This window comes from Vibrio alfacsensis (assembly GCF_019670485.1).
In the GTDB taxonomy this organism is placed as follows: Bacteria; Pseudomonadota; Gammaproteobacteria; order Enterobacterales; family Vibrionaceae; genus Vibrio; species Vibrio alfacsensis.
In genome coordinates, this window is the sequence record NZ_AP024167.1 from 200489 (window position 1) to 220405 (window position 19917).

Consider the following 19917-nt stretch of genomic DNA (forward strand, 5'->3'; position numbering starts at 1 on the left):
GTACTGCTACAAGCGAAAAGTGGTTTTAGAGATTATGCGATTTTGCCAACTTCTATCATTTTACTTACCAAACAAGACACGCCGCGCTTTGGCACAAGAAATTGAATGGTATTTATGGCTCTGGTCATTGCGACATAGAATAGTGATTCAGCTTCGGATTTCGTTTCGGTTGGTAATGGAAAGCATGAACTATGAAGACCAGCCATAATCACATGATTAAATTCAAGACCCTTTGAAGCGTGCATTGTCATTACTTCTACCGAATTGATGCTTTGAGTGGGCAATGCAGAGAATAATCCAATAAATTGCTCAAGCGTGTATATAGAGTCTTTCATCAACTCATTAAGGTGAAGTAGAGTTGAGTAAGGCTTAGTGTGCGTTCTTACTTCGAGCTGGAAGTGTTGGTTTTGTACTATTACTTCAAGAAAATCACTGAATGTGCAATCGCCAGAAAGTTGCTGTTTCGCTTTAAGCAGAAAATACGGTAACCCGCCCAACGAGTTAGCGCCAAGCTCTGATGCCGCAGTTAAACCTGCTATTGAAGCCTTTGGGTCTTCAGCGCTCAACACCTTAATCACCTCGTCGTTGGCGCTGCGATAAGGAAAGTACAACATAGCGCGTATCATCGCTTTGGCGGTAAGGTACGGAACCTTGTCGATATCATAATCTGTCACAACCACAGCCCAACCGAGCAAAGCTAAGAAAATTGAGGATTGCTTCCAGTACTGCCCGTCTACAACGGAAACCGCATCACCTTTAGCCTCTAACAAAAATTGGTAAGCAAGCGACTGCTCCTTTGTTCTAGTTAGTAAAGCATGACTTCCTTTTGAGCGCGGAATTTCTGTATTGAAGCCCTCATGAATAATTTTCAGTTGGGTGAAATGGTTATCTTGGCAGTTCACGTTATGACTATGCTGTTGAAACACTGATGAAAAGTGAGCTACATGAGAACCAAATCGATAGTTTTGAGTTAACTGCTGCTTTTCAAACGCCTCAACTTTTGCGAGCAATTGGTCTGTGTCAGCACCTCTATATTGAGTAACACATTGATTTAAGTCGCCTGCAAGCAACACGTCACAGGATGATGACTCAATCAAATCAAAAACAAACTGAATTTCAAGACCTGTCAGATCTTGAACCTCGTCCACCAGTAACAAATCCAAATCACATGTCATTGACTCAATGAATGTCGGGTAACGTGTGTGCGTCTGCACTACTACGCTCAGCATTTCACTAAATAAAATAGCTCCCTCATCTCTAACCATTTGAATGTATATTGGCAATACACGACATAACTCATACTCATATTGCGCGCGTATGCCGGCTTTATACATTAGGTTTGTCACTTCTGTGGCATCGGTTGGAATGTGATTGCATAAGTGGATATATCGGTCTGTTAGATCAACAAGGTGATTAGCCATTTTGTAATTAGGCGAGAAATGAATGAATTTATTTTGCTTCGCTTGTATAAGGGCTTTGCGAGCAAGATGGCGAGTAATACCCTCATCAATCAACTCTCTCGGGGGTATATGTCTTGCTGATGCGATATTTCTGTATATCGCGAGAACTAATGAATAAATGCTGCGGCATTCCCTTTGATTCAAACCCGCTCGTTGCTGTGCTGCCTGAACATTTCTTACGTTGTAACTCAGTAGCAAACAGTTTAACCCACTTTTCTTAGCCTCAAGTGTCTGTTTCACCAGTTCGGTTGTTTTGCCTGCCCCTGGGCCACCAAGTAGTATTTTTTTCATCGTTAATCCTCCAAACATTCATTGGATTTATCGCATGAGTTTGTCAGCCGACAAGCAAATAGCGGTTTCGCTTGTATTGGTAAGCAAGCAAATAAGGATTTTTTTATGGAGAGAACGTACATGAGTCGTTGGTTTTGGATCTATTTACTGATCTTGGTAGCCGCCTATGGAACCTTAAACACAACCTCTTCGCTCAACGATTTCTTGATGTTGAAATCGACGATATCAAATGAAACCAATTTTCATCAGTTCTTCGATTGTGAACTTCTCACAAGTCCATCGTGGATCGGGTTTTTAAACAGTTTCTTGTCAGGGTATTTTCTAGACCCGAGCAGCATGACGTTTGAGCCCTTTGACCCACTTCTAAAAGTAAACTATTCGCAGGGCATGGCTGACACGTTGATGAAACATTCAATAGTGCCATACATGATCGGTTCTTTCATCGGTACCGGAGTTACGCTGTTCCTATTGGGCGGCTTCCTTGCGCTTATATTCCTAAGGATTCAAAGAAAGGAATGCCAGCATGATTAACAAAAAGTGCTTAACGCTAGCAGCCCTCATAGGTTGTCTATCGTTTCAAACTCACGCAGCGACCGTTTCCTCACCTATTGAGTCACAGAAACAATACAAGATGCTCTCAGGCTTAACTTCAGATGATTGGATAGCCATGTCAGAAAAGACTGGTATCCCAATCGAAGTGTTGTATGGATTGGCATTACGAGAGTCCGGCAATTATGACAAGCAGACTAAATCGTTTACTCCTACGCCAAATGCTCTAGCAATAGGCAAAGATGTAAGAATTGGCCAAAAGAAGCACGTCGGCTTGTTCTATCTCGATGACAAAGAAAAAGTAGAGACATTAGAGCGACTTGTTAATGAGGGGCACACCAATTTAGGTATCGGGTTATTTCAAATTTCATATCGATATAACAAGTGGCGAGCTGAGAGGCCTGTTGATCTCTACAACCCAAAGATTAACTCTGAAGCTGCAGCTGGCGTCCTATTGGACTGCAAGGCGAGATTCAAGACACTGAAACGAACCCTTTCTTGTTACCGCCGCGGCAAAGTCAATGATAAAGGTCTGGCCTACAGTGACGAAGTGATGGAGTTATCGCAAAAATACGGGCGTAAATTTGCCAGATGGGTAACAGGTAAGCCATCTACTTTCACCATTCCTAAACCTACCACAAAACAAAGTGCCATAGCGAAGAACGTAACGAGTTACGACAAAGAGTTGTCATCCCTTGAGTTGCTAAAGAAGTATTACAAGCAAAGCAAGGGAAGCTCTGGTAGCAACAAGCGCACCATTTCAGTCATTAACCATTAAGGATAAACCTATGAGATTTTTATACGTTTTTATTTTTGCCCTTGTTGTTGCTTTAACGGGTTGCTCCAGCAATAGCGGCCATATGTTTGAAAGAGATCTTTCCAGCTCTTGGGTAAAAGAAAACTACATCCCTTACCCAAATAGCCCATATCAAAGAGAGCGTCCAGTTATCACGATGAAAGAGGTGTCATCTGACAGCGATTTTGTCGTGGTTGAGACCACAATGCAGTATGTAATTTGGAAAAAAGACCCTGTGACCATCACACTAGATGAAGCTAAGTCACTTGTTGGTACCGTTGATAATGTCACTGCCACTGACGAGTTGTTTATTGGTGATACCGACAATATGCCCGTAGATGGCTTAGAGTGTCGTCCAATAATTAATGACGCTGGCAGTATTATTGGTGAGGTAAAAGTATGTGAGGGGCAATTCTGTGTGGAAACGGATACAGAGCGTTATGCTTGCGACTCGCGTACCTGTCAAATTAAAACTGACCTCAACAACGCTTGTTCGGATGACCCAAAATCTCACCCATTTTGTGAAACTAACCCGGACGTAAACACAACATGTAAGGCTTTTCCTGAACTCATCATGTGTTCAAAAGCATCAATGGTGTGCGGTCAAAACTTAGATAAGTAGGAGGCTAATATGGAAGCAATTACAATTCCACGCTATGTAGATGAACTCCCACAAATTGCATTGTGGGAAATAGATGAAGCACTCATTGTTCTGGTGCTTATCTCATTTGGCATTATGACCAAGCAATTGATTATTATGTCCATTATTGGTTTCGGTTCAGCGTATATGTTTGGCAGATTCAAGCAAGGTCAAGCTCGTGGTCTGTTGATGCACTTTATGCATTTCTATGGACTAATGCCGTTTAAAGGTTTTTGGCTTGATTTCAATTACAAGAGAGACTGGATGGTTTGATAAGTTATTAATTTAATGGAAAAATACCAACGATAGTTATTATATAGTAATCCAAAACACCCATAAAGAAGAGTAGCGATATACGTTGCTACTCCTTTTTTTTTGTTGTTATTTTGATCGAAATACTGAATTGCTGACTGAAAATTGATTTATTGATGGAATTGAGGATAAATGACCGGAAAAAAACATTAACGAAGTCAATAGCTTGATAAAAACTTCACAAAGTTTGGGACAAGAATTTCAGTTTCACTCAGATACTGTATGAATTCCAACAACCAGGCATAACAATGATCTCAAACTCTACTATCAACCGCTGTAAATTAGAGCGAAAAAAGGACTTCACTTACCTAGTCACACCAGAGAAGTCGATTGACTGCGAACTACCGCTTCCACCCGAGTTGATAAGCACTTTTGAAGATAGAGAATTGCTAGACAGTGAAATTGAAGTTATTAAAAAACTGAGAGATCGTGGTCAATACACATCATTCGACCAACCTTTCAAAGATATGCCGATTTATTCTTTTGGAAAGCTCATCGCCTTTTTTGTTGCACGCAATAATAATTGCATAACCATAAATGAAAATGAGTATGTTGAAGATGACAAGGTGTATGTGGATACCATCTCTGTTGAATACAACTGGTCTGCAGCAAGCAATGGGCATCACTACGTTGAACTGGGAGGTGTGTATGACATGGTGACGAACCATGGGATAGCAACAGTCATCGTCATTGAGAAATTAAACAGTGATGATTTTTTAACTCGATATGAAGATGTCAAAGTGTTTGTATTGAGTGATGTAATGTTTTCAGTAACAGGTACCGACCGCTATATTAGACAACTCTCTAAAGTCAATGTAAGCAGCCGAAACCTGATAAAGAAAGACAGTTACTACTACAACTAGATATTAAACTTGGGGCTAGATGGTGCTTTATCAGTTGCCTTTACACTCTCACTAGCCTCTTTCCTACTCTCTTTTGGGTCACTTACAGAAGAACGCTTCTCGGATTCAATAAGTGGCTTTTCATGGGGAACTCCTAGCTTATAACGGATGCATTCTTGAATAACGTCACTTAACTTACTAGTTAAGTCCTCATTCAAACTGAGTGGTGTCGAAAGCAGATACTTTAAGTCACTTGAGTTAAGTAACTCACCATCACACAAGAGTTGAAGTCTTGCAGCAATTAGTAACCAATCAGCTCTCTGCGTTGTTGAGAGAGATTCGATAAAGTCTAACTCCTGACGTGTGGACATGCTTCGCATGTAAGTACTGTCAACCTTGAGGTAAGCCTTACTCATACATAGCCTCGAAATGTTGATACATGCCATCAACCACTGCGAAGATGTTTTTGTCTAACCCGGGTTCTAACAAGATAGCATGAGGGATAATCTTCTTGATTGCAGGAGCAAAATACGACGAACCGCCTCCAACAATAACTACTTCACGGTCGCCACCTAAATTCCAAACATCTGTTAGGTATTGCTTCACATCATCTCTCAGTGGATCCAGACTCTCAACGAACTGAACCATATCAATATCATTACCATTAAGCATCATTTGGCCCATTCGGAAGCCATTTAGAATACGGTCAATGCGCAATGGGGCGTGAGTAAAGGTTTTAAGAGATTGGCGTGTTTTGTTGGCCATGTGATACATACCGGCTTTCGAGAAACCATCTGATTCAGCGGGTACAAAATTGCCATTATAGAACGTTGCCATACCCAGTGTATGAGTACCTACGTCAATCAGCCCTACACTGCGTTTACTCCAATCCACATTAGGTTTCGCCGCTTGAAGAGTGTAAATAGTTGCAGCACATTGAGGTAGTACCAAGATGTGGTTGATATTAAACTTAATGGTTTGCCCTGTCAGAAGCTGAACGGCATGGACGCCTTTTACGTGTTCATTGTAAGCGGTCTTATTGTCACTGAATTTAGCAATTGGAAGACCTAGACAAGTATTAACTTCTAAAGGGGCATCTAACTTGGAAAGCGAGTCGATTTTCTCTTCAACCGTATTGCCAAATTCGTAGTTATCTTCATGCAAACAGACAGCAAGAATACTACTCAAAATAAGAACGAGGTTGCTGTCACTAAGTGCAAAATCATCTGTTTGTGTGTTTTCTAAGTTTTGATGCTCAACCTTTGCGCCAGCAACGTCACCTGTTAGGTACAGCTTATCTCTAAAACGAAATGCATGAGCTGGCGCTAACCCCAATGTGTTACTTACGGTATCAATCATATCTACACTACCAACCAAAGATGGGAAAAACCCCGTAATATTTCCCATCTTAAATTTGGTTAAACCGCTGCCAATATCTTGCGCAATATTCATACTAACTGTCCTCTGTTGATTGTCTGTACATGACTAACAGCGAAAACAGTTTTTCAGCAACGATAGCTAAATGAAAGACTCCAAGTATTCAACGAGTTCATCAATGAGAATGTAATATGCGACTCCTTGATGATGAACGTAACCATATACCACGCCATCTACCTTAACCACTCGCCCAACAAAAGCATTTGGTATTTGCTTTTCAATCAACTTCTCTCTAACGCCTATCGGGGCTTCAGGGTTTACCTTGTAAAATGTGGTTGTAAAATTATCTTCAGGTGTTGGTTTTGAAAGCCTATGATTCAGGTACACAGTTAATCCTGTAATATGTTCGGAATCATCTACCACTTCCGGCAACGGCTTATTATAAGGATCGGGCTTAGTGTCCCTAGCTGTTGGGTCAATGGTTGAGCAATAGTAAGTCATACGTGAAACCTTAGGTAAGCTAACCGATTGATGCCTACGATTGTGAAGACACTTCACAAGTGGTGTCGGGTAGATGTTTCTAGCAAAGCGACTGTCTTTAGTTATTGGCGCCACACTTAAGTTCTGAAACTGACCTTTAGCCGCTTCATAAATTGGTGAATATTGACCACTGTACCGAACTGGAGAGATTTTGCTTAGCCCAAGCAGCGCCATCTGCAGGAAATCATGCGACATAGCACTGTCAAAGTATAAGAAATGCTGGATGCGAGCAGGGTCACTATCATAAAGGTATTTAGGATTTGCGCTCACAGTATAAGTGTAGTGATCATCGCCTACCAATACTGGTTTAAAAGAGGTTCTTTTAAATGATTCCAAGTGGATTGCAGTTACGGGATCCAACTGTTTAAGAAAACGTTGTGCCAGTTCAGACTTATCTGAATTGGACACTCTATCATCCTCAAAAAAGGCTTTTATCTGAGAATGCTTATCTAGGCCTTGCACAAACTTAAAATCAACAAACACTGGACCATGAGTAATGTAGTCCAGAGTTGGTCTATCTGTTTCACCATTTACGATTGGAATGTAGCTTTTAAGTGACTGAAACAGCTTTTCACATGTGTATCTTGTCGCTGGTGGATTTAACCCTGAACGCTTTTGATCAGCAGGTGTAAAGCCAGCGAAGCATTGGTTTGCGTGATAATCAATGATCGCGTTTTTACCTGCAAACTTGAGCTCTAACGCTTTAAGCAATAACAGCATGGTTTTGTCATCGAGCTTTAGTGAGTGATAGCCAATGTTCGTGTCGATACTATCAAGATCTTTTAATTCATCGGCAATGCTGATCCGAGAACCATAGTTGGCAAAAGGTTTGTATTTTGGCGAGTTATTCCAGTCCAAGGGTGGCGAAAAATCGTAAGTGTCCACGTAGGTATGCATGACTTGGATAGTAAACAGATTACGAATGTCGCTGTGCAGCTCACTGGTGGCTAATGGCCAGTAATGGTTTGGGTTTCTACCTAACTCTTCTAGAGTTACTGGTGAAATGACATTTGGGGTGACGGTTCGCGTGATGTAAAGATGCGTATCCTTGCCTTGATCGTAATAGACATGTTCATCAAAGTTTGCGAGATAGTAAAAATCTGTAGCGTTAGTCCCATAATCAATAAAGCCTGTTGAAGCACAACCAAACAGCAACCCAGCTGCCATTGATTTGAATATTTTTTTCATACCAAAATCCTCCCCAAAACCAACATTAGCTTAAACCCCAACGCTTAGCCGACAAGTTTTGGATGATTTTACCGTCGCCCAGCAACGATAAACCATTCGCTTTTCTAGTTACTGAATGAAATAGGAATCGGTTTATGCGCTGGCTTATATCGTTATTCGTTATGTTTTCACTATGGATGCAACCTGCTTACTCACAAGAGGCCGAAAAACGTGAGGGTCGACCTGATCCCATAGAAGTTCATGGTGAATCCAACCTTGGTTGGCATTTTTATAATGAATATGCTGACGAGGTAGAAGTAAAAGAAGATGAAACTGTCCCAGTAAATGAAACAAAAGTGTCTTCATCTCAACAGTCAACTGAAGATCTGCCTGAGCTATTTTCTACTGCGTGGTTTTCTGCAAATTATGATCGCATTGAAAAAGCCGCTATCGATAATCCAACCAAAGAAAACATTCGTGCGCTATTGGTTACTGAGCGAATGATGCTTGATAAGTCTGAAGTGTTTGCTCGTACCAAAGTTCGCATTGCTGCTAGTGATCCACTATTACAAGACAACATGAGAATCCCTTTAAGCGGATATGGTAAAAGTCTGATGTTTAAGTATAAGAAAAAGAACATCAAACTTGCCCTGGAAGAGTTATCGAAGAAAGCCGGAATCTTCTATTTTTATGATGGCAAATGCATTTTCTGTCACCAAATGCTTGAGACTCTAAATTACCTGCGTGAAATACATGGGTGGGAAATTCGAGTTGTTGCTAAGAACATACAGACTAACCACATCCAAGACCTCAACCCTGAAATCCCTGTAATCCGAGATAACTTCCATTCAAAAAATTACCAAATTAAATACTGGCCTACGTTGATGATGGTGGTCCCTGAATCTGATACGCCTAACTACATCATCACTCAAGGCGTCATGTCGATGAATAAGTTAGTCAAGACCATCATTACCGTCGCTCTTGAGCAAAAAGAGCTAGACGATGAATGGTTCTACAAAGTTTTCCCAGAAGAGCGAGGCCTAGTAAGTCAATCTCAACTTGCAAAATTACCAAAAGACATTTCAGACAATCCAACGAAACTCATAAACCATGCAATGGAAGCAATAGAAAATCCAGCTGGGACTATGGAGTACATCATAGATTTAGAGGACGTAAATCATGAAGAGTAAACCAATTAAATACGGTGCGCTTTCATGCGCCCTAGCATTAAGCCTATTTGGAAACCAAGCAAAGGCTGCCGTTGCATCCGACCTTGATAGCATTCTAAGCGCGGTCGGCTCTGTGCATTTTAGTTCCCCATCGGCAGTGACACCTGATTCATTACTAAATCCACTACGACCAGGTGTTGACTTAGGTCGAGTGCGAGCACGAATCCCCCACTTTACACTTACGCCTCTTTCATTTACTCCGCCGTCCGTGAACTCTAGTTGTTCATCACTGGATTTGATCGCGGGTAACTTCTCGATGTTTTCATTAAGTGAAGTTGTTGCGGTTCTTAGAAACATTACATCCGGTACATTAACTTACGCACTTGGGCAGTCAATAGCGGCGCTATGTCCACGATGCTGGACGGGTATCCAAGAAATTCAAGACTGGATCAATGAAATGAATCAATATGCAGTCAATAGTTGCGCTATAGCTCAAGATTTGGGCGGTAAAATAGCCGATGGTGTGGCTAAGGCTCGATGTAGCATCATGGGTGAATACGCCTCACTTTTTGATGACCAGTCTGAGTGTGAAACAGAAGAAGCAAATGATCCACAAACTATCGTTGATAATGCTGCTCGCGCTGAAACAAAAACTGAAAAGCAAACCTTTGGCAATGTGGTTTACCAGTCGTTAGAAACCTTTGGGTCTGAGAAGAAAATCCCGTTTGTGCAAGATATGTTTGTTACATCAATGACTGACCGGGAATTCATTATGAATTTAATCGGCACCGTCATTATGGATACAGAGGATATTAATGTTGTTCCAGCAATGATCACTCCAGAGTTGTTTTATAACTTAGTTATTGGCACTGAAGTAATCGCAAGAAATACAAATAAAGCATGGGTATGTGATGGGTCGAAAAGTAACTCTGGTGGCACTGTGGTTTATGGGTGCATGGATACTAAGGCAATTTCAAACACAGGTGACATTACACCATTGGGTAAAGTCGTACAGGACTTATTAATTGATGATACGAACTCCATCTACAATCGCTTAGTGGCTGCGAACACCTCCGGCACTTTTAACTACTCAGGAATGAGCAATGCTCAAGTCAAACTGATTAACTACATCGATACGAATGTTGCAAGCGCTATGTTCTTTATGCCAAACCCACAAAGCTCTGGTGCTAAACAAATGTTTACACAAATCGCAGACATGATTCGCTACGACATTGGCCAAGAATTCTATAACGCCACACTAAATCGACTTCAAGAAGTACCGGTCTTGCTTGGTAAGAAAAATGATATGCCAGAAATCAATGAAGCGGTTGTCGATGCTATTGAAAAGTTATCTGAACTATCAGTAGAGGCTGGAAAAAAACGTGATGACGCTATTTCTGTATTACTAGAGTCCGACATGTATAGAGAGTCTATTCGTAAATACAACACTAGCCGCGAGCTTAGTGAAGCAAATAACTAAGGGGGTCCGTAATGGATTACATTATTTTCATATACGGGGACATGCAGATATTTGCAGATATGTTTGCAGCGTTATCAGCCCTCTTTAACCCCGTTGCAGGTGGAGTTAACGCTTTTATTAACGATTCAGCTTCCGACCGCGGTGTAGGTACCGCTGTCGCACTTGCTGCAATATTTGCGCTTACGACTAACGTTGTATCATACATGCAGATGTCAAAATTTGAACCTCATAAAGCAACGTATGGTTTGATGATGTATTTAGTCCTTTGGGTGCCGACTGTCGATACGATTTATATCGCGGATTTAGCAACGACATCTCCAGCGTCAAGTTGGGTGACGATAGATGATGTTCCACTTGGTGTCGCCACTATAGGGCATGCCTTATCTAACATTAGTCGAACTATAAATTCATCCTTGCAGAATGATCTATCGTCAGGGGAAATAGGAGGTCTTGCCTTTAACAGTACTGCACTAAAAGGTCATGGAGGGGCGACCAATACAGGTTTCTTAAGCCCTTTGCTCGCCATTCTTTCATTAAGAGAAATCGCTTTTGTACGTGACAGAAGAATAGACACTAACGTTTACTTTTATTCAAAATATTGTATCGGTAAGGCTCGTGTTACTGCTGGTGCTACCGGAATTAACTGGAGTGAACTTGAAAGTAATCCTGCTCCGCTGGATTACTTATTTGATACAGCTAGAGTGCCTAATACACCTACCAAGCGCGTTGACTCAAACGATAAAGTATCGTTTGTAAATTGCCATACCTTAGCAGATGAGTTGAATGGTCCTGAAACATTGGTAGGTTCAGTTCGTAACTTCATAAAGTACGGAGAATCAATGAATAGCGCCAAGTTCCAAGGGTTAGTGAGTAATGTTGGTTCAGCGTTAGTCAATGAAACGAACCCAACCACTGATGGCAACATAGACTCAGTATTTACAGATCAGCTCGATAGTGTTGTTGGAACACTAGGTTTCGCGCAGCAATTACAAGTTCAAAACTGGTTACGATTGCGTGCAAAAATGGCTAAACATGCCTCATCATTATCCGATACAACGATAAACTCATATTCAATGGTGATGTCACAGAATATCGAAACTGCTCGCATGGAAGCGGCCATTAAGGGGGAAAACTTCCTTAAATGGTCATTTGCAGCAATGACAGGTTTGCTGTTTGTCTTCTATGCGCTATTTCCGTTAATTGGTGTCGTGATGGTAGCAAAAGGACCAAAGGGCATTGAGTTCTTAGGTAGTTACATACTCTTCGGCCTTTGGATTTATTCATGGCAAACCATTTCAATCATCATAAACTATTGGTCTACATCAAATTTTGTTAATTACGTTAACCTGATTAATGGGTATAGCAACTTAAGCTTAGATAAAATAGAAATGTATATCACTGCAGCTCAAGATGCAGTGACTGTTGGTTCTAATTTGATGGCTAGCGTGCCATTGATCACATACGCAGTTTTAACCGGATCTATGTTTGCCATGACGCAACTTTCATCAGTAGCGACACCGCAAGGTGACGTATCTAAGAGCGTTGGTAACCAAGTTCCCCAGATTGGGGCTAATGCGCCAAGTGTCGATATGAAATCGCAATTATCCCAAACTGCTGGTGGTCTAAATCATGGCATTATGAATGCCGCGATTCCAGTTCTACAGGGATTTACAGCTGCTCAAGTAATTTCTGATTCAAATGGCACTTCGAATCAATATGCACACAGGAAAAGTGCAGCCAAAGAGGTTAGCTCTGCATTCCAAAGCGTGTCTCAATACATGAGATCGGATGGATATCAATCTAGCGCTGTTAACTCTAGCGGACTTGTGACTACCCAAACTGGCAGTGTATCAACAAGTTTTGCAGATAAAGTGGCGAAAAGTTTGGGTCTTAATTTAAACGACAATCAAACAGCCGATTTTGCTCGTGAACTAGGTGCGCGTTTTGAAGCAAAACCAGGTCATGGAGCGCAAACCAATAAAGAGACCAATGCGTATTTGAAAAGTATTGGTGCAGGTCATTTAGATTCAACCTCCGTTGATGCTGCGGTAATGGAGCAATATGCAACTGTTGGTAACTCATTAATTAGTAAAGGTGAAGTGCGAACAGATGATGAAAAAGCATCAATCAGCACTGCTGACTCCGCTTCTACTGCATACAAACAAGCGGAAACATACGACAAGGTTGAATCTGCTCAACAAGCAAGAAATAAAGAGTTTGCCAATACCAGTGGTGGCACTGGTGAAAACATGTACAGACAGATGGCTACTACCAGACCTCAATATACTCACTCTGCCAATGGTATTGCGAATTACCGTAATGAGAAAATTATGGCAGCAGCAAATGAGCTAGGTATCAATCCAGAAATTACCCGAGCACTTCAGGATCGAGTTGCTGGAATAATAGATAACCATTCAGCAAATAACCACCAACATATTGGTGTAAATCGTCCTGAGGCTCAGTTTGCTTCCACATGGAAAACGACTGGTGAGGTTATGAATAGCCTGGCTCAAGACCCAATTGCTGGACTCGACATCGCTAAGAGTCAAGAGGTTATTCGTAATGCGATGAATGACTGGTACTCAGACATTTATGGGCAGACTGAGGGTGGCGTTACAAATTCAAGTGGCTTGAAATCGAGTGGTCAAATTGAAAGTGAAGTTAGAGGAGGCTTTACAACGTTCGGAGCTCAAGCTAGTGACTCAAGTGCATCGAAAACTCAAAAAGAACTTTCATTGCCATTTAGTAATGAAAACTTAAACAAAGGGTCTGAAACAAAAGCAAACGCATTAATCTCTCAGTTTACTGGGCAGCCATCAAACAGAACGATTAACAGTGATAGCGACTTCCAAAACGCTCTTATGGATACAAAAAATGGTCTTATGCATAGTCTTGGTGAAGAAATAAAAGGCTTACAAGGAGAAATTAAGAGTGGCAATTTGAGCAAAGAAGACGTAGCTCAAAAACAAGCTCAAATCGACTTTTTACAAGGTCAAATGAGCCGTGCAAACCTAATCAATCCATCTGCTGCGAGTTCGCAAGATGGATACAGTAAACTCCAAGCATTCTCTGAAATAGCTGCACAAGCGGGCATTGCCAATCAAGTAGGTAATAAAGTTCAAGCTACAAACGAAAGAGTGGATGCTGCTTCTGGAAATATCGATGACAACACGACTCAAAAAGGATTGATGTGGAGTACTGCATTTGGATCTTCTGGTTTTGCGTTTAACGACGCGGATGAAATTCAGCAAACTGCAAATCTATTTGATTCAAACCCTACTACTGCCGATGCGAAAGTTAGAGCTGCACTAGAGAGGGGGCACGAGGTCAGAAAACCTGTAGGGATGAGCAACGAAGCTTGGCAAAGCCGCTCTAATGAAGCTTTAGACCGTTATAATGAGTTGAAAGATCAAGTGGGCGGTAAGTTAGCATATATTCAAACGTTATATGAAACAGGACAGGCGCAATCCGGTGCTGGAGGCATTGCTGTACTATCTCAAGCAGCCGGCAATACACTTAGTACTGTAGCAGGTGCTATTCCAAAAGCTTCTGAATTCAAAGGCGCAATTAAATCTGCTGGTACTGCTGTCGGTGTTGCGACTTTAGGCGTGACAGCAGGATTACAGGCTTACGAGAATCATAACGGTCGAAAAGCTGCAATTGAGATGATGAGAAATGAATTGAATAAACAACTTAACGGTGGAAATGATCAAGCCGTCCTCAAAATGATGGGAACTGAAGCAAGCGAGCCGAACTACTCTAGTATCTCAAATTGGAGCGGCGCCTTGGGAGGTCAGAGAGAATTGGTTACAGTGACAAATCAGGGCTATGACGTTGATCCGAACCGTTTGAATGAATACTACGCAGATGAAAGCAACAAAGGGGCTTTCGCTCAAAATATTCAGCAATTAAGTCAATTCAAATAAAAAGCAATGATCGCCATTCTGTCGAAATTCCACAATTCTGACAGAATGGCGATTTTGTAACTGTCTAATTTTTAAGAGTAATTGAAATATTTGGGACAATATCTGAATTTCTGCTCAATAATTATAATTATAAGGCGAAATGAGAACAGATAAATGAAACGATGGATCTGTATGGCGGCGCTTATGATCTCCTCGAATGTGTCAGCGGAAAAATACATAAACTCATTTGACGAACTTGAAGAGAGATCTGAGTTATCAGGCATACCGTCAGAGATCATTGAGATACTAAAGTCAGCCAAGTTCTTAGGCGTGTACCCAGGCATGAGCGGCACAGAGGCTATGACCGTTTATGATCGTGTCGTGGAAGTAAGAGAATACTCGAGTACCGACTCGATCTATAACGCACAATATGGACATATTGCTGAGAATTACTATCAAGGGTATCACTCAATGTTTAATGAGTTAGGCATTGAAGAAATGATGTTTACGCTTTCTACTCGGTACCCAAATAAAGTTGAGGACATTCGTTTTCGAGTGTCAGATAGAGTTCTATTTAACAAGGTATTTCACCATGAAATAACAACTATTGCTGATTACGATCATTATATAGAACGGGGCTTTCATACATTTCGCGCGCATGGTAGACCTATCTATGTGTACGAAATGAAATTGAACTTACCTGAATCTAAAACAGAACAGACGCAACACCAATACAACGAGATTATTTCAGAGTCTAAAGCCGTAATGGAGACTCGAAGCAAAGTTGCAGAGGCATTCAAATGAAGATGATAGGCCTACTAATATCAATGCTATGTGCAAGCACTTGGGTTCACGCTAACCCAAGGACTGGCGACATCAACTCGACTTTAGAAACCGAGCATAAGTGGTATGGCATTTATTTAGGTATGCACAAGAGAAAACTCGATACAGAGATAACCTCTTTTCATAGTGAGTCGAAAGACGTTGAGCCTAACTCTATCAGCACGACTGCGGGCTATATTACCACTACAGGTGTCAGTTCTTTATCCTATGCAGGTATCCGAACTATTCAGTTTTATTGGTCAATCAATCACAAACTAGTGGCTTACCATGTCGCTTTTGAGCCGACTCTCTACAATGAATGGATTACAGATCTGCCTCAATTTTTTAATGGATTCGATGTATCAGCTCAATCAGATGAAAATGGGATCGAAACAAGGCTAGTGACTCGAAACATGTCTATCCTCACATCGAATCGAACTAGCGGCATGCTCGTTACCCGATAATTGTCGGTTAAAATTTTCCAGTTACCTTTAGGTATATCTACCCTATGCCTAAAGGTTTTTTTATGAATATGCTCAGTAATTTTCTAACCACACCTGTTGAAACAATTGATGGAATTAAAGGGCGAAAAATCATTCTTGGCGATGAAGTGCTCGTATACCGCAACCTAAATAACCTGCGAATTAGCATCAAGTCCAACAGTAGTAACTGCAAAGGGCTAGTGCTCGGTTACGCAGATGCAGTTAGATTACACTCATTTGATCCATTCAAGGTAAGTGTCGCAGGTAGAGAGCGAGCTAGACGAGATAGCGTTAGAAATGTGCACTGCTACGCTAAAGGCACAATTCAAAGCGTTAGTGTATCTGAAAATGAGCTAGCCTCAATCAAAGAGACCTATGCATGTTTGACCTACAATCCATTTAAAGATAATGGCTTCGTTTTTGATGATGAAAACCGAGAACTATTTCTCCCTAAACCCATGCAAAAATATGATTTAGTCATTTCAGATGGCAGGCTCTATATCCAAGAAATTTAATTGAGTCCTACAAAAAACGGTTTTCGCCTTTAGTGTTATCAACTAAAGGAGTGATAACATTATGAGACATTGGATACTTGCGGCATTTTTAGCTGTAGGGTTAACTGGCTGCTTTTCAGATAATGATGAAGCCCAAAAAGAAACGGTTACTCTTGAAGAAACTCGGGATACACCAAGAGGTATTCAGGATGGAGTTAACGATGTATTTAATCTAGTCGGGATTATGGATAAAGCCGTACCAGCAAACATCGTTTACAACGCCTCTGTAACCTTTGATACTAATTACGAAGCCCAATCTTTCGAAGTCTATTTACTTAACAACCATACCAATGAAGTGAGACCTATCAGCCAGGGAGAGCTTCAAAAAAACAAAAAAATTGACTTCACTTTTGAAGAGCAGTTTGACCAACCCGACTTGACCTTAGTGTTTCGTCTGACTAAAGGTGGTCTTCAGTTCCTCACTGGTCAGCCTGGGGAGTTTATTTGCTACCTAGATATTCCTCGGCCTTTCTTCTCTAAATCTGTGGTCTGTAATGAAAGCACGAGTGCAACTGCGCTACTTGCACACAATAATGCTGTAGAAGAGTTTACTGATCTACTTGCCCCATCAACCATTAACCAATGGAAACGTCTTAACGGGATAGATCAAAGGATTACACTCGATATGTTTGCGATGGTTTTGTCAGTATTTCAGACAACAATGATAGAGCTTCCGATGAACATTCCATTTGAAGAGCGGTATACCTCTCAATTGCCGAAAACGGCAGATATCGCTAAATCAATGATGTCTTACATTTCTGAGAACCATTATCTCGACATTCGGTTTCTCGAAAACCAAGTTAGTTACCACTACCCTGAAATGGAAAAGCTTGGTTTCATTCTAAGCACATCTGGTCAACTATGGGTTGATAGTTGGCACAACTATTTTTTGACGTCTGAGAAACGTCGAAAACTCATCAATCAGTTCTTCAGGGCGTCAAACGACCTCGTGTTTGTGGATACACAAGCATTCCGCGTTCAATCACCGGTATATGAAGAAAAAACCAACACTATTCACTGGATTAATTGGCCTTGGTTTGAGAGCGTCGAGATCTTCATTGATGATGTTTCTGTGGGTCTAGTGAAAGACGGTAAATTTGAACTAGAATCCGACATCTTTAATCATGTTACGTTTAAGCCACTAGGTAAGCTTGGTAAATTTCAAACGATTAAGCTGACGAAACAATCATTACTAGACCGATATCATCGAGTGGTTGAAGAAGACAAGTTTGGGGGCGCGTATGTTTCCAAATAAGATGCAATATCTAGGTGGCCATTGGGACCAATGTATAAGACTTAGTATTGATGACCAATTGCTTCCAATCACTGCACTATCCAATGGTCTAGAGTACCTTTATCAAAACAATCATCTGCAAGAGTCGCAGCGTTGGCTTGATGAATTATTGAATGTGGATGCTCGAGTAAATCACCATAACCTTGTCAAAGTTAATTCACAGGTACGGCCTGTCAATCGACTCATAAATCAAAATTTTGATGAAATACTGAGTGAAATCATGCTTCGACCTGAAGTTGGTTCCGGTCAACTCATACCAGACAAATACTTGCATGGGGATATGCTCAAACTGAAAACGGCTATGAATGTTGAGCGTAAATTTGATAAGCACATTCGAGTGTCCCCTATCAATGTCACAAATGCGAAGTTTGGAAACATACTGCACGCTAACAAACCAAATCTACTCTCGAGCTGCTCATTACTATGGATGGATATGTTTGAGCTTGCGTTGTTTGTACTAAGCAAAGAATATACTCGTCAAGACCATATGGGTGTTATTGGAGATCCATATGGTGCTGTCTTAGGGCTCATATTAAAGGCTTGTAAGGGTGTCCGTGATATTGATATCAACAAGGTTTCACGCCTTAACCGTCAACTGATACTAGAACAGTGGTACCAAGCTCAAGAGCCAGAAGATGAATATCTACACCTACCGTTTGTCAATGACTTTGCTTCACTTGCAAGACAGAAATTTTTCTCTGCTGATCCTTACACGATTACTCGTGTCTTTACTCTATCTCAAGTGGTGCTTCATAACCCACTTCACGGCGAAAGTATTTGGAAGCACACGTTAAACCTTGTTCAAAACTTACCAGATGTTGAGTATCAATTGGTTGATTTTGAAGCGTTGCTTAATCCTGGCGAACGCTGTTATCAAATGTACTCGCTCTCGCTTAAAGCACTTAGTGACGAACTAACCAATTCAGGGGCTCAACATCATGTCTAAACCAAATGATCCGTTTAAATCTGTACCTAAAGAGTTATGGCCTGTCCAAGCCGAGTTATGGAGTAAAGAGTTTATTCCTGCTCAAATGGAAGCTCTGTCCCACATTAATAATCTTGCTGAGCAAAACGTATTTGATAATCAAACGGTGCTAAACCATCGCCAGCTTGTGAATTGGATTGGTGGCAAAGCGTTTTCGAGCTTTGAGTTCAGTTCTTCTAAATTTTGGTCTGAGAATGACATGAAGAACCAAAACGTGGAATGGAATTTAGCGCTCTGGCAGTTTGTTCATATCTTTCCTATTGGCTTTATGATCGCTAACCACAGTTTGAGAAATGAGCCTTATCGCTCATGGAACCCTGCTTCAGAGAGCCTTAAGTCTTTCAGTAAGCGTGGAGTCTATATCTCCAACTCAAACCGTGCGATTTGTGGTGGCATGATCGGTCTTGGTTTATTTCACAACTTGTTTATTACTAAAGATACCGATCCTGCCATCTACAAAGCGGTTTTAGACGCCTTTAGCCCGTACTCTAACCTTGATAACCCAATCAGCTCTTCGATGCGACGAGCCATCCGAGCGTCGTTATTTACCAATCCCTACCCTATCCCATACTTCTGGGAAAAAGCCATTGCTTATCTCTTCGAGCGTTCACCAGAGGATTACGAATCATTCAAGAATCACCTCAAATTTGGTGCTGCTGTTAACCCTGACGATGTTGCTGCCTCCTTACAGAAAACGATGAACATGGTTACCTCTTCTCATATGGAATCAGCAAAATCCTCCGAAGCAGACAAACCTGCACCAGAAGATATGGTTGAGGCGTTGATTGATCCTAATGCAATTCAACCTGTAGAGAATGTTGAACCAGAAGTGGCTCGAACCGAGAAACCTAAAGAGGAGCAGAATAGTCAAAATGAGCATCAACGATTATTTGCCCGATTTATAGAGCAGATAAAGATTCAGTACGAAAATCACAAGTCACCTCTCAATCAGAAAGGGGCGATGTTTCATAAAGTCGGTGGCTACTGGTTTAGTGTTCACCCTGTCGTAATTAACATTGCCATTAAGATCATTAATGAAGAAGATGGCACCTCCATCACCATTGATGAGATTATGCATATTCTCAACGCACTGGGTTTCAGTGAAGCGAAAGGTGCGTTTATGCAAAACGGTGAACTTAAATCCAATGTGAACTTACTTAATTGGCCTAACGATGTAGTTGAATTGGTTCTAGGTGAGAAAATGAACGCTAAAGACAATAAAGGTTTATCACTGGTTTAATTGGTAGTAAAA

At 41.2% G+C, this 19917-nt stretch carries 18 protein-coding genes; 14 read left to right on the forward strand and 4 right to left on the reverse strand.

Features of this window, described 5'->3' with window-relative positions:
* Positions 1-32: 32 nt before the first annotated feature.
* Positions 33-1751, reverse strand: coding sequence for a 3'-5' exonuclease (locus VA249_RS22525; protein WP_176703668.1), 1719 nt, complete (start codon positions 1749-1751; stop codon positions 33-35).
* 120 nt (positions 1752-1871) lie between these two features.
* On the opposite strand from VA249_RS22525, the gene VA249_RS22530 reads away from it, so the two are divergent.
* From VA249_RS22530 to VA249_RS22550, 5 genes are all read left to right on the forward strand, one after another.
* Entirely contained in the window at positions 1872-2282 is a 411-nt protein-coding gene (locus VA249_RS22530) for a hypothetical protein (RefSeq protein WP_221072309.1), read from the forward strand.
* Positions 2275-3078, forward strand: a complete 804-nt coding sequence (locus VA249_RS22535; RefSeq protein WP_176703664.1) for a lysozyme family protein — start codon at positions 2275-2277, stop codon at positions 3076-3078. The genes VA249_RS22530 and VA249_RS22535 overlap by 8 nt, the downstream gene beginning before the upstream one ends.
* A 10-nt stretch (positions 3079-3088) precedes the next feature.
* Positions 3089-3718 (forward strand): hypothetical protein, encoded by a 630-nt coding sequence (locus tag VA249_RS22540; protein ID WP_221072311.1) that lies wholly within the window; start codon positions 3089-3091, stop codon positions 3716-3718.
* Positions 3719-3727: 9 nt separating this feature from the next.
* Positions 3728-4009 carry a type IV conjugative transfer system protein TraL gene (gene traL / locus VA249_RS22545; RefSeq protein ID WP_176703660.1) on the forward strand — a complete coding sequence of 94 codons (282 nt, stop codon included), beginning with the start codon at positions 3728-3730 and terminating at the stop codon, positions 4007-4009.
* A 287-nt stretch (positions 4010-4296) separates the two neighbouring features.
* Positions 4297-4911, forward strand: a complete 615-nt coding sequence (locus VA249_RS22550; RefSeq protein WP_176703658.1) for a hypothetical protein — start codon at positions 4297-4299, stop codon at positions 4909-4911.
* Here VA249_RS22550 and VA249_RS22555 read toward each other — a convergent pair.
* From VA249_RS22555 to VA249_RS22565, 3 genes are all read right to left on the reverse strand, one after another.
* Positions 4908-5306: a hypothetical protein gene (locus VA249_RS22555; RefSeq protein WP_221072313.1), complete on the reverse strand. Its 399-nt coding sequence runs from the start codon at positions 5304-5306 to the stop codon at positions 4908-4910. The two genes, VA249_RS22550 and VA249_RS22555, sit on opposite strands and share 4 nt — an antisense overlap.
* Positions 5299-6342, reverse strand: a complete 1044-nt coding sequence (locus VA249_RS22560) for a ParM/StbA family protein (protein WP_176703655.1) — start codon at positions 6340-6342, stop codon at positions 5299-5301. The genes VA249_RS22555 and VA249_RS22560 overlap by 8 nt, the downstream gene beginning before the upstream one ends.
* A gap of 66 nt (positions 6343-6408) precedes the next feature.
* A complete protein-coding gene (locus VA249_RS22565) occupies positions 6409-7995 on the reverse strand; it encodes a hypothetical protein (RefSeq protein WP_176703654.1) in 1587 nt (528 codons plus the stop codon).
* Positions 7996-8129: 134 nt separating this feature from the next.
* On the opposite strand from VA249_RS22565, the gene VA249_RS22570 reads away from it, so the two are divergent.
* The 9 genes from VA249_RS22570 to VA249_RS22610 all read left to right on the forward strand — a co-directional run bounded on the left by VA249_RS22570 (position 8130) and on the right by VA249_RS22610 (position 19905).
* Positions 8130-9164: a conjugal transfer protein TraF gene (locus VA249_RS22570; protein WP_176703652.1), complete on the forward strand. Its 1035-nt coding sequence runs from the start codon at positions 8130-8132 to the stop codon at positions 9162-9164.
* Entirely contained in the window at positions 9154-10623 is a 1470-nt protein-coding gene (locus tag VA249_RS22575; RefSeq protein ID WP_176703651.1) for a conjugal transfer protein TraH, read from the forward strand. Before VA249_RS22570 ends, VA249_RS22575 begins: the two co-directional genes overlap by 11 nt.
* An 11-nt stretch (positions 10624-10634) precedes the next feature.
* On the forward strand, positions 10635-14549 hold the full coding sequence (locus VA249_RS22580; protein WP_176703650.1) for a conjugal transfer protein TraG N-terminal domain-containing protein: 3915 nt from the start codon (positions 10635-10637) through the stop codon (positions 14547-14549).
* Positions 14550-14702: 153 nt separating this feature from the next.
* On the forward strand, positions 14703-15332 hold the full coding sequence (locus VA249_RS22585; protein WP_176703649.1) for a hypothetical protein: 630 nt from the start codon (positions 14703-14705) through the stop codon (positions 15330-15332).
* Entirely contained in the window at positions 15329-15814 is a 486-nt protein-coding gene (locus tag VA249_RS22590; RefSeq protein ID WP_221072315.1) for a hypothetical protein, read from the forward strand. Before VA249_RS22585 ends, VA249_RS22590 begins: the two co-directional genes overlap by 4 nt.
* A 44-nt stretch (positions 15815-15858) precedes the next feature.
* Entirely contained in the window at positions 15859-16347 is a 489-nt protein-coding gene (locus VA249_RS22595; RefSeq protein WP_221072317.1) for a hypothetical protein, read from the forward strand.
* 61 nt (positions 16348-16408) lie between these two features.
* Positions 16409-17641, forward strand: a complete 1233-nt coding sequence (locus VA249_RS22600; protein WP_176703646.1) for a hypothetical protein — start codon at positions 16409-16411, stop codon at positions 17639-17641.
* A complete protein-coding gene (locus tag VA249_RS22605) occupies positions 17628-18626 on the forward strand; it encodes a hypothetical protein (RefSeq protein WP_176703644.1) in 999 nt (332 codons plus the stop codon). The genes VA249_RS22600 and VA249_RS22605 overlap by 14 nt, the downstream gene beginning before the upstream one ends.
* Complete coding sequence (locus VA249_RS22610; protein WP_176703642.1) at positions 18619-19905, forward strand: hypothetical protein; 1287 nt, start codon at positions 18619-18621, stop codon at positions 19903-19905. The genes VA249_RS22605 and VA249_RS22610 overlap by 8 nt, the downstream gene beginning before the upstream one ends.
* Positions 19906-19917 lie beyond the last annotated feature (12 nt).